This window comes from Salegentibacter salegens (assembly GCF_900142975.1).
Taxonomy (GTDB): domain Bacteria; phylum Bacteroidota; class Bacteroidia; order Flavobacteriales; family Flavobacteriaceae; genus Salegentibacter; species Salegentibacter salegens.
In genome coordinates, this window is record NZ_LT670848.1 from 2972167 (window position 1) to 2987128 (window position 14962).

The following is a 14962-nucleotide window of genomic DNA, read 5'->3' on the forward strand; positions in this document are numbered from 1 at the left end:
AAAGGATATGTCTCATTACGAAGCACCTATACGAAAGCCTTTAGTTACCGGGGATAAAAGCTACCACGATGTTACCGTGGATGTGGCTGCGCCGGTAGAGGGAAGGGCTAATAAATCCTGGTGGATTGTCTTTTCAATTGCCCTTGTTGCCTTTCTTTGGGGTGTAGGTTGTATAATTTACACTATTTCCACAGGTATAGGTACCTGGGGACTTAATAAAACTGTAGGCTGGGCCTGGGATATTACCAACTTTGTTTGGTGGGTAGGTATTGGGCACGCAGGGACGCTAATTTCTGCTGTACTTTTATTGTTTAGGCAAAAATGGAGAATGGCTATTAACCGTTCTGCAGAGGCGATGACTATCTTCTCTGTAATGCAGGCAGGTTTGTTCCCTTTAATTCATATGGGCCGCCCGTGGTTAGCTTATTGGGTACTTCCTATTCCAAACCAGTTTGGTTCGTTATGGGTTAACTTTAACTCACCGCTTCTTTGGGATGTATTTGCAATTTCGACGTATCTTTCTGTTTCACTTGTTTTTTGGTGGACAGGTTTACTTCCCGATTTTGCGATGATTCGTGATAGGGCGATTACTCCTTTCAACAAAAAAATATACGGTATACTGAGTTTTGGATGGAGTGGGCGTGCAAAAGATTGGCAACGTTTTGAGGAAGTTTCTTTGGTACTTGCCGGGTTGGCAACACCGCTGGTACTTTCTGTACACACTATTGTATCTTTTGACTTTGCTACATCGGTGATTCCGGGTTGGCACACCACAATTTTTCCTCCCTACTTTGTTGCGGGAGCGGTATTTTCTGGTTTCGCAATGGTAAATACCCTTCTTATTATTATGAGAAAGGTATCTAATCTTGAAGATTATATTACCATACAGCATATAGAATTGATGAATATTGTAATTATGATCACCGGATCTATTGTTGGTGTTGCATATATTACAGAGCTTGTTATTGCCTGGTATTCTGGAGTAGAATACGAACAATATGCATTCCTTAACAGGGCCACAGGACCTTATGCCTGGGCTTATTGGGCAATGATGACCTGTAACGTTTTCTCACCTCAGTTTATGTGGTTTAAGAAATTACGTACCAGTATTATGTTTTCGTTCTTTATATCTATTGTGGTAAACATCGGGATGTGGTTTGAACGTTTTGTGATTATTGTTACATCACTTCACCGTGATTACCTTCCTTCTTCGTGGACAATGTTTTCACCAACCTTTGTAGATATTGGTATTTTTATTGGAACAATTGGGTTCTTCTTTGTGCTGTTTCTTTTATATGCGAGATCGTTCCCTGTAATTGCACAGGCCGAAGTAAAAACAATACTTAAATCTTCTGGAGCGAAGTACAAAAAACTTAGAGCCGAGCATGGAGATGATGTTAAACATTACACTCCTGTACACATAGGTGAGCCTAAACAGAATATCGCTAACAAGGTAGATAAGAAAATGGATGACGAAGATGCTTATAGAGAAGGTGATAGAGATGGGCATAATGAAACTGTAAATGCAGATGCATTAACGCTTTCTGAAGTTCAAAAGGATAGAATAGACGAAATGTTAGAAAGAACCGGTTCGTTTAATCCAGAGAATCAAACGGCAGATGAACTACAAAAACTTAAGGCAGTTGGTCCTTTCCTTGCACAGCGTTTACACCAGGTAGGTCTTTATACCTATGTTCAGGTAAGTAAACTTACCCAGGATGATTTTGAATTGCTTGATGAAGTAATAGAGAACTTCCCTAATGCTGCACAACGTGAAGATTGGGTGGCACAGGCAAATGAACTAAAAAATAAGTAATTAAGATGGCATCAAAATTTATACACGCTATTTACAATGATGACGATCTGCTTTTACAAGCCGTAAAGCAGGTAAGAGAGGCCCGTTATCATATTGGTGAAATTTATACCCCAATGCCTGTTCATGGTCTGGATAAAGCTATGGGATTGGCTCCAACACGATTGGCAATAACCTCTTTTCTTTATGGAGTGGTGGGATTTGCAGTATCTGTGGCAATGATGAATTTTATTATGATTGAAGACTGGCCCCAGGATATAGGTGGTAAACCTAGCTTTAGTTTCATTGAAAATATGCCGGCCTTTGTACCTATTATGTTTGAGCTTACCGTATTTTTTGCAGCTCACCTTATGGTAATAACTTTTTATATGAGAAGTAAACTATGGCCGTTCAAACAAGCCGAAAATCCTGACGTTAGAACAACCGATGATATGTTCCTTATGGAAATTGATGCTGCAAATCATAACGTAGACGAATTAACCAAATTCCTTTACGATACCGGTGCATCTGAAATTAAATTAATAGATAATAAATAACCAGAATGAGAAATTTGTTCTATAAAGCGATAATATTGTTCCTGGTTGGGGGCTTTGTAATGTCTTGTGCAGATAACGATAAGCCAAATTACCAATTTATGCCAGATATGTATGAGCCAATAGGTTATGAAGCTTATGGTGAATATGAAATTTTTCAAAACGGGCAGGAGGCTAAACTTCCTGTAGAAGGTTCTATCCCTAGAGGATGGATGCCTTACGACTACGAAAACACACCAGATGGAATGGCAAATGCCAAAGCCAATCTTAATAACCCGTTGCCTTATACCGAAGATAACCTGAATGAAGGAAAACAATTGTATACCATTTACTGTGCTGTTTGTCACGGAGACAATGGGGATGGCCAGGGAATTCTTGCCGAAAGAGAAAAAATTCTAGGTGTACCTTCTTATGATGATGCCGGGCGTGCTATTACCGAAGGAAGTGTATATCACGTAATTTATTACGGTTTAAATACAATGGGTTCTTATGCTGCGCAAACCAGTGAAGAAGAGCGTTGGAAGATTACCCATTATGTAATGAACCTTAAGAATGAGTTAGAAGGTGGTGAAGAAGTTCCTTTTGAAGAAGAAAAAGAGGCCTCTATTGTCGAAGCTAACCCTGTAGAAGTAGAAAGAGCTCAGGAAAATGCAGAAGAGGTGCAGGGAGAAGGTGCTGTTACCGGTGAGGAAGAGCAAAACAATAATTAAGAATAAAGCATTTAGATCTATAAATATGTACACGCTATCCAGTAAATTAAAATTAACAGCAATTATTTTTATGATTGTTGGTGCCATTGGGCTCGTGATTGGGTTTATACAGGCGCCATCAAATTTGGATGATGTTAGGGAAATGATGGCTGCAGAAGAGCATCACGGTGAATCATCTCATGCAGATGAAAGTGAAGCTAATTTCGCCCAGGCAGAACACGGGATGTTGTTAGATGATGAACCTGGTAGAAATGCGGAGGGAGAGCACACTGCTGAAGCTGGAGCGCATGATACCGAGCATCTTGAACATAAACTACATCAATTACAAAATAAGCCATGGGCAGCAATTTATGTGGCAGCATTCTTTTTCTTTATGATCTCTTTGGGGGTTTTAGCCTTTTATGCGTTACAATACGCTTCACAAGCAGGTTGGTCTCCGGTTTTATTTAGGGTAATGGAAGCCATTTCAGCCTACATTGTTCCCGGTGGTATCATTATGTTTGTGCTTTTAGCGCTTTCAAGTTTTCATATGAATCACCTATTTGTGTGGATGGATCCTGAAGTGGTAGCTCAAGATGAGATTATTCAGAATAAAACAGCTTATTTAAATGTGCCTTTCTTCTTAATAAGAGCGGCTATATTTTTAGCGGGTTGGTTCTTGTTTAGACACTTCCTGGTAAGAAATTCAAGAAGACTTGACGAAGCAACAGATAACTATTACTTTAAAAAGAACTTTAAACTTGCAGCAGGATTTTTAGTATTCTTCCTTATTTCAGAATCTATAATGAGCTGGGATTGGATTATGAGTTTAGATCCGCACTGGTTTAGTACTTTATTTGGATGGTATTTATTCTCAAGTATGTTCGTTTCAGGAATTACTGTAATTGCTTTGGTGAGTATTTATTTAAAATCAAGGGGTTATTTACCTTTTGTTAATAATAGTCATATACACGATTTGGCCAAATATATGTTCGGTATAAGTATTTTCTGGACTTACCTTTGGTTCTCACAATTTATGCTTATTTGGTATTCAAATATTCCAGAAGAAGTAGTTTACTTTATTAGTAGAATTGAGAATTATGGTTTGCCATTCTTTGGGATGGTAGTATTAAACTTTTTATTCCCATTACTTGTATTAATGAATAGCGATTACAAACGAGTAAATTGGTTTGTGGTAATGACGGGCATTGTAATACTTATAGGTCATTATCTGGATGTGTTTAATATGGTGATGCCGGCAACAGTAGGAGAATCATGGTTTATTGGAATTCCAGAGATAAGCGCAGTACTTTTCTTTGGAGGATTGTTTACTTTTGTGGTCTTTAGCGCACTAACTAAAGCCCCGTTACTTGCTAAACGCAACCCATTTATAAAGGAAAGTGAACATTTCCACTATTAATAAAAGATTTGATTGTTTAAAGAAGAACTTATAAAATGACCGTATTTTTAGTAATAATAGTATTAGCCCTTTTGGCCGTTACCGGTTGGCAAATGTCTAAGATTTTTCAGTTGTCTAGAGGCCCGGGTGCCGAAAGTTCTGAAATAGCTAACGACAATGATAATAGACAGCAAGCCAAACTAATGCTTTGGTTTATGATCTTTATCTATGTAGGGATGGCCTATAGCTTTTGGCATTGGAGTAAATTATACCTTCCAGAAGCTGCTTCAGAACATGGAAACCAGGTAGATACTTTAATGTTTATTTCTATCGGACTTATTATGGTAGTGCAGGTTATTACACAGGCATTGCTACACTGGTTTGCTTATAAATATCAGGGTAAAAAAGGAAAAAGAGCCCTCTTCTTTGCCGATAACGATAAATTAGAATTTATCTGGACTATTATTCCGGTAATTACCCTCGCAGGTTTAATTATTTATGGATTATTTACCTGGAGTGATATTATGAATATTAGTGAAGATAACGATCCTATTGTGGTTGAAATCTATGCCAAACAGTTTAGCTGGCAGGCGAGATATGCAGGTGAAGATAATACCCTGGGTGAAGCCAACGTTCGGTTTATAGAAGGAATAAACACAGTTGGACTTAATGAAAATGATCCTTATGCAGAAGATGATAAGATTACAACAGAGCTTCACCTTCCAGTAGGAAAAGAAGTTTTGTTTAAATTTAGATCTCAAGATGTATTACACTCGGCTTATTTCCCTCACTTTAGAGCACAAATGAACGTAGTTCCTGGTATGGTTACCCAATTTGCTTTTACTCCAGATATTACTACTGAAGAAATGAGAAATTCAGAGTATATGGTAGATAAAGTAAAAACCATTAACGAAATAAGAAAAGATAACAGCGAGACTTTAATGGCTGAAGGAGAAGCGCCATTAGATTCCTACGAATTTGATTACTTCCTGCTTTGTAACAAGATTTGTGGTGACGCGCACTACAATATGCAGATGAAGATTATTGTTGAAAGCGAGGAAGATTATAACGAATGGTTGAGCGAGCAGGATACGTTTGCTTCAACTTTGGAATCACAAGAATAACCGAACTAAAAAGAATATAATTTAGATATGTCAGCAATAGCAACAGCACCGGCTCACGATCACCACGACGATCACGGACATCATCATAAACAAACTTTTATTACTAAATATATATTTAGTACAGACCATAAGATGATTGCCAAGCAATATCTTATTACAGGTATTTTAATGGGAATTGTAGGGATTATGATGTCCGTGCTTTTCCGTTTACAATTAGCCTGGCCAGAAGAATCCTTTATGATTTTTGAATGGCTTTTAGGAGATAAATGGGCTCCAGATGGAGTTATGACGCCGTCAATTTACCTTGCTTTGGTTACCATACACGGTACCATAATGGTATTCTTTGTACTAACTGCTGGTTTAAGTGGTACGTTTAGTAACTTACTAATTCCGCTTCAAATTGGAGCACGGGATATGGCATCTGGGTTTATGAACATGCTTTCTTACTGGTTGTTCTTTATTTCCTGTACAATTATGCTTAGTTCGCTGTTTATTGAGTCTGGTCCTGCTTCTGCGGGTTGGACAATCTATCCGCCGCTTAGTGCATTACCACAGGCTATTGGAGGTTCTGGAATGGGGATGACGCTTTGGTTAATTTCCATGGCCATCTTTATCGCTTCGTCACTTTTAGGATCGCTTAACTATATTGTTACCGTACTTAACCTTAGAACCAAGGGGATGTCTATGATGAGACTTCCGCTTACCATTTGGGCATTTTTTATTACGGCCGTTATTGGTGTGGTTTCTTTCCCGGTTCTATTATCTGCAGCGCTTTTACTAATAATGGATAGAAGTTTTGGAACTTCTTTCTTCCTTAGTGATATCTATATTCAGGGAGAAGTATTAAGTCACCAGGGAGGTTCCCCGGTTTTATTTGAACACTTATTCTGGTTCCTTGGTCACCCGGAAGTTTATATTGTAATTCTACCTGCAATGGGTATTGTTTCAGAAGTTTTAGCTACGAATTCACGTAAACCAATCTTTGGTTACCGTGCAATGGTTGCTTCAATTCTTGCAATTGCATTCCTTTCTACGATCGTATGGGGTCACCATATGTTTGTTTCAGGGATGAATCCATTCTTAGGTTCTGTATTTACATTTACAACATTATTAATTGCAATTCCTTCTGCAGTAAAAGCCTTTAACTGGATCACAACACTCTGGAAAGGTAACCTGCAAATGAATCCCGCAATGCTCTTCTCCATAGGTTTTGTTTCCACCTTTATTACCGGTGGTTTAACAGGAATTATTCTTGGGGATTCAACATTAGATATTAACGTACACGATACTTATTTCGTAATTGCTCACTTCCACCTGGTAATGGGTATCTCTGCGATATATGGGCTTTTAGCTGGGGTTTACCACTGGTTCCCGAAAATGTTTGGTAGAATGATGAATAAGAACCTTGGTTATGTTCACTTCTGGATAACAGCAGTTGGTGCTTATGGGGTGTTTTTCCCAATGCACTTTATAGGTTTGGCAGGTTTACCAAGGCGTTATTATACAAATACAGCATTCCCGTACTTTGATGACCTTGCCGATGTTAACGTGATTATCACCATTTTTGCCCTTATTACGGCGGGTGTACAGGTAGTTTTTCTATATAACTTCTTTAGCTCTATTTTCTTCGGACAAAAAGCTACACAGAACCCATGGAATTCAACTACTTTAGAATGGACTACTCCGGTAGAACACATTCACGGAAACTGGCCTGGTGCTATTCCTTCAGTTTACCGTTGGTCTTACGATTACAGTAAGATGAATCTTGAAGGAACAGATTACGTAATTCCTGGTCAGGATTTTGTTCCGCAGAACGTACCGCTCCAGGATCACGAAGAAGAATTGAATCATTAGAATTGAATAAAATATTTTACAAGAACCTCTTCGGAAACGGAGAGGTTTTTTCTTTTCCTATATTTTGAAATGCTTCCTAATTGAATTTATAACTTAAGTTCTTTTAAATTTGGCCCACGCTATTTTACTTATCTTTGCTACAGAAGTATCTCTTTAATTTTGTTGATTTATGAATGAAAACCTAGATCCCAGCGGAGAAAATTTTTCTCCTGAAGAATTTGATATCGAAAGGGCATTGCGTCCCTTAAGTTTTGATGATTTTGCCGGGCAGGATCAGGTTTTAGACAATCTTAAAGTGTTTGTTGAAGCCGCCAATCAACGTGGAGAGGCTTTAGATCATACACTCTTTCACGGCCCTCCAGGTTTGGGGAAAACTACCCTGGCACATATTCTCGCTAATGAATTGGAGGTAGGAATAAAAGTAACTTCAGGTCCCGTTTTAGATAAACCTGGGGATCTTGCCGGTTTACTTACCAATCTCGAAGAACGTGATATCTTGTTTATAGACGAAATTCATAGGTTAAGTCCGGTGGTTGAAGAATACCTGTATTCCGCAATGGAAGATTATCGTATAGATATTATGATTGAATCTGGGCCGAATGCGAGGACGGTTCAAATCAATTTAAATCCGTTTACACTTATTGGAGCTACAACGCGCTCAGGATTGCTTACGGCGCCTATGCGTGCACGTTTTGGTATTTCCAGTCGCTTACAATATTATTCAACTGAATTGCTTTCAGATATTGTGCAGCGTAGTTCTGAGATACTTCGTGTTCCCATTAGCCTGGATGCTGCAATAGAAATTGCCGGTAGAAGCCGCGGAACTCCAAGAATTGCCAATGCTTTATTGCGCCGTGTTAGGGATTTTGCCCAAATTAAGGGGAATGGTAAAATAGATATGGAGATTGCTAAATACGGGCTCAAAGCTTTAAATGTAGATGCTCACGGTTTAGATGAAATGGATAATAAGATCCTGGAAACCATTATTGATAAATTTAAAGGTGGCCCGGTTGGCTTAACTACCCTTGCTACGGCCGTAAGTGAAAGTGCTGAAACCATAGAAGAAGTTTACGAGCCTTTTTTAATTCAGCAAGGTTTTATTTACCGAACTCCGCGTGGTCGGGAAGTAACCGAAGCCGCTTATAAACATCTTGGCAGAGTAAAAGGAAATACCCAGGGCGGACTCTTTTAAAGTTAGAGGTAAAACACTCTTTTAATTTTAATGATTATGGCAGAAAAAAATATTCCTACGGTTTCCATGTTTCGGTTTGTGAAAAACGCCGGAAGGATTCTTAAAAATCCGTTGCCATTTCATAAAGAGAATTTTGAAAAGTACGGTGATGTGTTCCAAATTCATATTGGATTTGGGCAAAAGATAATTTTTTCCAGGGATGCCGCTTTTGCTGAATATGTACTTCAGAAAAATCAAAAGAATTATCAAAAGTCTACTATTCAAACCAAAGACCTGGCTAAATACGTTGGGAAAGGACTTTTAACAGCTGAAGGCCAGCATTGGGCAAAACAACGCAAGCTTATTCAACCTGCTTTTCATAAATCACATCTTTCCGGTTTGCTTCAATCTGTTCAGGAGGCTATTGAAACCGAAATTGATAGAATTGAGCCAAATAAAACGCTAGATATTTTTCCTGTTTTCAATGATTTGGCTTTTCAAACGGTGGTAAAATCATTATTCAGCAGTGCGGCCAATCAGGAGCAAATAAACCGTTTACAATATATCACCGAAGCCGCACAAAAAATGTTGGTAAGAGAACTTCGCCAACCTTTTAAACTTTGGTGGTTTCGTTTGAGTGGGGAAATAAAGAAACACATTAAACTTACCCAGGAGGCACGCCAAATTTTAGAAGATATTGTTGAAGAACGCAAGAAATCTAAAAAACGATATGACGATCTACTGGATATGTTGCTAGATGCACGCTACGATGACGGCCATCCCATGGAAAAGGAACAATTAATAGATGAAATTTTAATTTTATTCACTGCCGGGCACGAAACTACCTCCAATGCATTAACTTTTACCTGCGAACTTTTAGCCAGAAATCCGGATGCACAGGAGAAAATAATACGTGAGGTAAAAACTGCTAAAAAGGAATCACAAGATCTTATGGAGTTTGTAAGATCCTGCAGCTATACCCAACAGGTAATAGAAGAATCTATGCGTCTTTACCCGCCGGCCTATTTTATAGATCGTGTAAATATTGAAGAAGATAATTTTGACGGATATAATCTGCCAAAAAATTCCAGTATTCTGTTTTCCTGTTTTGAGATACACCGGCATAGAAATCATTGGGAAGAGCCAGAAACTTTTAATCCGGAAAGGTTTTTGAATGCAAAAAACCATTCTTCTTATTATTTTCCTTTTGGGGCGGGACCAAGAAAATGCATTGGTAATAATTTTGCGATGTTCGAGATGATTATGGCGATTGCAGAAGTGATCTCTCGCTATAAAATTGAGCCTAAAACTTCTGAAATTGAAATAAAACCTTTAATTACCCTCAAACCAAAGAATGCTATTCTAAAATTTCAAACGAGATCCTAATTTTATATTCCACTCAAATCTGTTTTATTAATAAGGACCAAAAATTTTGATCTGGCTTTAGATTAATAAATAGTAATTGTTCCCTTTTTTCATAGTTACTGACCGTACTTAAGTTTTTTGAAAAATTTCCTTCTGAAAAATCATTCATAATGCATTTTAAAAACCCCTGAAACCCCTTATTATTTTGTAAATCAATTAGTTGTAAATTATTTGTTCATATTTTTGAAAAAAGTAACCATAAAACTAAGAATTATGAAAACTAAAATTTTTATTGCAATTGTTTTACTTTTTGGTTTCAGCGCTGCTTACTGCCAAATTGATCTGAGTAAGGAATATCCGCAAGAAAAGAAGGAGGTGAAGGAGGCTCTTAAGGAGATTGAGGAAAGCATAAAAAATAATGAAACAGATAAGTTAATCTCGATGCATGCATACGGGCCAAAGTTTACAGAGTTTCAGGATGGAGGAAAAAGACAAGGTTCGGAAGAAAATGAAGAATTCGAACGAAATTTTCTTGGTACCATTACTGAAGTTGAAAAGTGGGATTGGGAAGATTTAGAAATCCATGTCTACGGTGGAGACGTGGCTAATGCTACTTTTCATACTAATTTCAAGTTTGTAAGGGGTGAAGAAACTTATGATTTTAAGATGCAGGGAGCTTTACTTTTCATTAAAACCAGCGATGGCTGGAAAATCACTCATGAACATATGGCTCCACTAGCAGAAAACACACCATAGGCATTTTCAGAGCTCTTGGTTTTTAAATCCTTCAAATGTTTTAAAAATCGCATCTTTGTAAAACTATGAAGGATACTCTGAAGGAAGCTTACACAAATTTGATAAAATCCGAAGCCGAACGCCTCGGATTTTTATCTTGTGGCATCTCCAAAGCAGAATTCCTTGAAGAAGAAGCACCGCGTTTAGAAGAATTTCTCAAGAAAAACCATCAAGGTGAAATGCGCTGGATGGAGAATAACTTTGATAAGCGCCTGGACCCTACAAAACTGGTAGAAGGTTCTAAAAGTGTTATTTCTTTATTACTGAATTATTATCCCGGAGAAACTCAAAGGGAAGATTCATATAAAATTAGCAAATACGCTTACGGCAGGGATTATCATTTTGTGATAAAAGACAAGCTGAAACAATTATTGCAGTTTATGCAAGATGAAATTGGAGAAATTAGCGGTCGTGCTTTTGTAGATTCGGCGCCGGTAATGGATAAAGTTTGGGCTGCAAAAAGCGGACTAGGCTGGATTGGAAAACACTCCAATTTACTCTCTAAACAAACCGGTTCTTTCTATTTTATCGCTGAATTAATTGTAGATCTCGAGTTAGAATATGATACGCCGGTTACAGATCACTGCGGAAGCTGCACCGCCTGCATAGACGCTTGCCCAACTGATGCAATTATAGATCCTTATAAGGTAGATGGCAGCAAATGCATTTCATATTTTACGATAGAGCTTAAAGACGAATTGCCCAATTCTTATAAAAACGAGTTTGAAGATTGGATGTTTGGTTGCGATATTTGCCAGGATGTTTGTCCCTGGAATAGGTTTTCAAAACCTCATAACGAGCCTTTATTTAATCCCCATCCTGAATTGCTTGAAAAAGATAAAAAAGGCTGGGAAGAACTTACCAAAGAAACTTTTAATGAGATCTTTAGAAAATCGGCTGTTAAGAGAACCAAATTTGAAGGTTTAAAGAGGAATATTGAATTTTTAAAAGACTAATTACTGGTTTCAGGCTTCAGATTGGTGTTTGAAGATTTCTGTTTTTTGCATATAATCGCGAATAAATCAGGTTTCTATTGTTGATTTTTCATGAAAATTTCCGTGGAAAACTTTTTTTCTAATTTTCTGAAATTTAAGTTTTCTTTTACCTAAAGTAATTCAATAATGCCACCAAGCTTGCTACCTTTGTAGTAAGTAGAAAAATTAAGTTATGAGCAATAATCCTAGAAAAAGAAGAGAAGCACTGGTTTATCACGCCAAACCCAAGCCTGGAAAAATAGAGGTAGTACCTACCAAAAAATATGCAACACAACGGGATCTTTCCCTCGCATATTCCCCAGGGGTGGCAGAACCTTGCCTGGAGATAGAAAAAGATAAAGAGAATGCTTATAAATATACTACTAAAGGAAATCTCGTAGCCGTTATTTCTAACGGAACCGCAGTTTTAGGGCTTGGAGATATTGGTCCTGAAGCTTCCAAACCGGTGATGGAAGGCAAGGGATTACTTTTCAAAATTTTTGCAGATATTGATGTTTTTGATATTGAAGTAGATACCAAAGATGTAGATAAATTTATTGAAACGGTAAAAAATATAGCACCCACCTTCGGCGGAATTAACCTGGAAGATATCAAAGCTCCCGAAGCTTTTGAAATCGAAAGAAGGTTGAAGGCAGAGCTGGATATTCCGGTGATGCATGACGACCAACACGGGACAGCCATCATCTCGGCAGCGGCATTATTAAATGCGCTGGAACTTGCTAAGAAAAAGATGGAAAAAGTAAAGATCGTGATTAGTGGTGCAGGTGCGGCAGCGGTTTCATGTACTAAACTTTATAAGGCATTTGGAGCAAAAGCCGAAAATATTGTAATGACGGATAGTAAGGGCGTAATTAGAAAAGATCGTCCAAACCTTTCTCAAGAGAAGATAGAATTTGCTACTTCCAGGAAAATAGACACCCTGGAGGAAGCTATGAAAGATGCCGATGTTTTCGTAGGTCTTTCTATTGCTGATATAGTTTCTCCTGAAATGCTAAAAAGTATGGCGAAACGCCCTATCGTTTTTGCCATGGCGAATCCTGATCCAGAAATCGATTATCAACTGGCAATGGATACCCGTAAAGATATTATTATGGCCACGGGTAGAAGTGACCATCCTAACCAGGTGAACAATGTACTTGGATTTCCGTTTATTTTCAGGGGCGCTTTAGATGTTAGGGCAACGAAAATAAATGAGGAAATGAAAATGGCCGCGGTAAAAGCCTTAGCCGAAATGGCGAAAGAACCTGTGCCCGAACAGGTGAACATCGCTTATGGAGAAACCAGGCTTAACTTTGGGTCAGATTATATTATTCCTAAACCTTTTGATCCTCGCTTAATAGCCAAAGTACCTCCGGCTGTAGCCAGGGCTGCGATGGAAAGTGGGGTGGCAAGACAGCCTATTCAGGATTGGGAGAAATATGAAGAAGAACTCCTTGAAAGAATGGGCAGCGATAACAAAATTACCAGGTTGTTGCTTAACCGTGCAAAGATGAATCCTAAGCGAATTGTTTTTGCTGAAGCCGATCATCTTGATGTGCTTAAAGCAGCGCAAATTGTTCACGATGAAGGAATCGCTATTCCAATTTTACTAGGTCGCCGCAAAGTTATTGAGGAATTAATGGCAGAAATAGACTTTCATGAAGAAGTAGCGATTATAGATCCAAAATCTGATGAGGAGGAGGAACATAGAAAAGCTTATGCCCAGGTATATTGGAAAACAAGAAACCGTAGCGGCGTGACGCTTTATGATGCCGAAAAACTAATGCGGGAACGCAATTATTTTGCCGCTATGATGGTTAATGAAGGTGATGCCGATGGTTTGCTTTCGGGTTATTCCAGGGCCTATCCTGCGGTAGTAAAACCAATGCTGGAACTTATTGGTATGGCACCCGGAGTAACGCGTGTAGCTGCCACTAATATTATGAATACTTCCAGAGGTCCTCTTTTTATAAGTGATACTTCTATTAATATAGATCCGCCGGCAAAAGATCTTGCTAAAATTGCGCAAATGACGGCTAGAACAGTGCAGTTATTTGGATTAGAACCGGTAATAGCCATGATGTCTTATGCCAACTTTGGTTCGTCTAAAGATCCGCGGGCTACTAAGGTGAAAGAAGCAGTTTCTTATCTACACCGTAATCATCCCGAATTAAATGTAGATGGTGAGTTACAGGCCGATTTTGCCCTTAACCGCGAAATGCTTCAGAATAAGTTTCCTTTTTCAAAATTAGCGGGAAAAAAAGTAAATACTTTAATTTATCCCAACCTTGATTCAGCCAACAGTACTTATAAGCTAATTAAAGAGCTTAATAAGGTAGATTCTATTGGCCCAATTATGATGGGAATGCGCAGGCCTGTTCATATTCTTCAGCTTGGAGCAAGTGTAGAAGAAATTGTGAATATGACGGCGGTAACTGTGGTAGATGCACAGGAAAAAGTAAAAAAGCAAAAGAAGTAAACCTCTTTGGTAAGCTTACAAATCCATATATAAAAAGTATTATTTCAATTTTGAGATATGTCTGAAGGATTTTAAACTTGCTTATCGAGTAAAATAAGTTGCATATACAGTAGTTAAGCCCGGGACAAAGATTTCGGGCTTAACTTTTATTTACTACATTTGGCTCGTTAAGTTTAAATTTTATGATTCATCATCTTAAGGGGCAATTAATAGAGAAGAATCCTACTTACTTAGTAATCGCTTGCAACGGCGTAGGGTATATGGTTAATATTTCTCTCCATACTTTTTCTCTCATACCAGATTCAGAAAATATAAGTGTTTACACCCATTTACACGTTAAGGAAGATTCCCATACGCTTTATGGCTTTTATCAAAAGTCTGAGCGGGATATTTTCAGGTTACTAATTTCGGTTTCCGGGGTGGGAACCAGTACGGCAAGAACAATGTTATCTTCTTTAGAACCCAACCAGGTTAAAGATGCCATTGCCAATGGCGATGTACCCACCATACAAAGCGTGAAAGGAATTGGAGCCAAAACGGCACAGCGGGTAATTTTAGACTTAAAAGATAAAATATTAAAAGTCTATGGTGAAGACGAAGTTTTTGTTCCTCAGGACAATACAATAAAGGAAGAAGCGTTATCTGCATTAGAGACTCTCGGCTTCGCAAGAAAGCAGGCTACAAGGGTAGTAGATAAGATAATGAAAGATTCTGCAAGCCCTACCGTAGAATCTATAATAAAAATGGCTCTTAAAAATTTGTAAAG

12 protein-coding genes are annotated in these 14962 nt (G+C 38.2%); all 12 read left to right on the forward strand.

Annotated features, from left to right (window positions below; translation table 11 throughout):
• Positions 1-7: 7 nt before the first annotated feature.
• The 12 genes from nrfD (at position 8) to ruvA (ending at position 14960) form a co-directional block, all read left to right on the forward strand.
• Positions 8-1816, forward strand: coding sequence for an NrfD/PsrC family molybdoenzyme membrane anchor subunit (gene nrfD, locus B5488_RS13345; protein ID WP_079735715.1), 1809 nt, complete (start codon positions 8-10; stop codon positions 1814-1816).
• A 5-nt stretch (positions 1817-1821) separates the two neighbouring features.
• A complete protein-coding gene (locus tag B5488_RS13350; protein WP_079735716.1) occupies positions 1822-2349 on the forward strand; it encodes a DUF3341 domain-containing protein in 528 nt (175 codons plus the stop codon).
• A 5-nt stretch (positions 2350-2354) separates the two neighbouring features.
• Entirely contained in the window at positions 2355-3056 is a 702-nt protein-coding gene (locus B5488_RS13355) for a c-type cytochrome (protein ID WP_079735717.1), read from the forward strand.
• 25 nt (positions 3057-3081) lie between these two features.
• Complete coding sequence (locus B5488_RS13360; RefSeq protein WP_079735718.1) at positions 3082-4455, forward strand: quinol:cytochrome C oxidoreductase; 1374 nt, start codon at positions 3082-3084, stop codon at positions 4453-4455.
• Between the two features lie 35 nt (positions 4456-4490).
• The gene (locus B5488_RS13365) at positions 4491-5558 is read left to right on the forward strand and encodes a cytochrome c oxidase subunit II (RefSeq protein WP_079735719.1); all 1068 of its coding nucleotides are present in this window, start codon (positions 4491-4493) and stop codon (positions 5556-5558) included.
• A gap of 27 nt (positions 5559-5585) precedes the next feature.
• Positions 5586-7412 (forward strand): cytochrome c oxidase subunit I, encoded by a 1827-nt coding sequence (locus tag B5488_RS13370; RefSeq protein ID WP_079735720.1) that lies wholly within the window; start codon positions 5586-5588, stop codon positions 7410-7412.
• Positions 7413-7581: 169 nt separating this feature from the next.
• Entirely contained in the window at positions 7582-8604 is a 1023-nt protein-coding gene (ruvB, locus tag B5488_RS13375) for a Holliday junction branch migration DNA helicase RuvB (protein WP_079735721.1), read from the forward strand.
• Positions 8605-8640: 36 nt separating this feature from the next.
• Positions 8641-9969 (forward strand): cytochrome P450, encoded by a 1329-nt coding sequence (locus B5488_RS13380; protein WP_079736621.1) that lies wholly within the window; start codon positions 8641-8643, stop codon positions 9967-9969.
• Between the two features lie 252 nt (positions 9970-10221).
• Positions 10222-10704: a nuclear transport factor 2 family protein gene (locus B5488_RS13385; RefSeq protein ID WP_079735722.1), complete on the forward strand. Its 483-nt coding sequence runs from the start codon at positions 10222-10224 to the stop codon at positions 10702-10704.
• A 65-nt stretch (positions 10705-10769) separates the two neighbouring features.
• Positions 10770-11699, forward strand: coding sequence for a tRNA epoxyqueuosine(34) reductase QueG (queG, locus tag B5488_RS13390; protein ID WP_079735723.1), 930 nt, complete (start codon positions 10770-10772; stop codon positions 11697-11699).
• Positions 11700-11910: 211 nt separating this feature from the next.
• Positions 11911-14196, forward strand: coding sequence for an NADP-dependent malic enzyme (locus B5488_RS13395; RefSeq protein WP_079735724.1), 2286 nt, complete (start codon positions 11911-11913; stop codon positions 14194-14196).
• Positions 14197-14378: 182 nt separating this feature from the next.
• The gene (ruvA, locus tag B5488_RS13400; RefSeq protein WP_079712098.1) at positions 14379-14960 is read left to right on the forward strand and encodes a Holliday junction branch migration protein RuvA; all 582 of its coding nucleotides are present in this window, start codon (positions 14379-14381) and stop codon (positions 14958-14960) included.
• Positions 14961-14962 lie beyond the last annotated feature (2 nt).

What these genes read in the sequence shown, in the direction of transcription:
- nrfD (WP_079735715.1), top strand. Translation starts at nt 8, where the DNA reads ATGTCTCATTACGAAGCACCTATACGAAAGCCTTTAGTTACCGGGGAT.
- B5488_RS13350 (WP_079735716.1), top strand. Translation starts at nt 1,822, where the DNA reads ATGGCATCAAAATTTATACACGCTATTTACAATGATGACGATCTGCTT.
- B5488_RS13355 (WP_079735717.1), top strand. Translation starts at nt 2,355, where the DNA reads ATGAGAAATTTGTTCTATAAAGCGATAATATTGTTCCTGGTTGGGGGC.
- B5488_RS13360 (WP_079735718.1), top strand. Translation starts at nt 3,082, where the DNA reads ATGTACACGCTATCCAGTAAATTAAAATTAACAGCAATTATTTTTATG.
- B5488_RS13365 (WP_079735719.1), top strand. Translation starts at nt 4,491, where the DNA reads ATGACCGTATTTTTAGTAATAATAGTATTAGCCCTTTTGGCCGTTACC.
- B5488_RS13370 (WP_079735720.1), top strand. Translation starts at nt 5,586, where the DNA reads ATGTCAGCAATAGCAACAGCACCGGCTCACGATCACCACGACGATCAC.
- ruvB (WP_079735721.1), top strand. Translation starts at nt 7,582, where the DNA reads ATGAATGAAAACCTAGATCCCAGCGGAGAAAATTTTTCTCCTGAAGAA.
- B5488_RS13380 (WP_079736621.1), top strand. Translation starts at nt 8,641, where the DNA reads ATGGCAGAAAAAAATATTCCTACGGTTTCCATGTTTCGGTTTGTGAAA.
- B5488_RS13385 (WP_079735722.1), top strand. Translation starts at nt 10,222, where the DNA reads ATGAAAACTAAAATTTTTATTGCAATTGTTTTACTTTTTGGTTTCAGC.
- queG (WP_079735723.1), top strand. Translation starts at nt 10,770, where the DNA reads ATGAAGGATACTCTGAAGGAAGCTTACACAAATTTGATAAAATCCGAA.
- B5488_RS13395 (WP_079735724.1), top strand. Translation starts at nt 11,911, where the DNA reads ATGAGCAATAATCCTAGAAAAAGAAGAGAAGCACTGGTTTATCACGCC.
- ruvA (WP_079712098.1), top strand. Translation starts at nt 14,379, where the DNA reads ATGATTCATCATCTTAAGGGGCAATTAATAGAGAAGAATCCTACTTAC.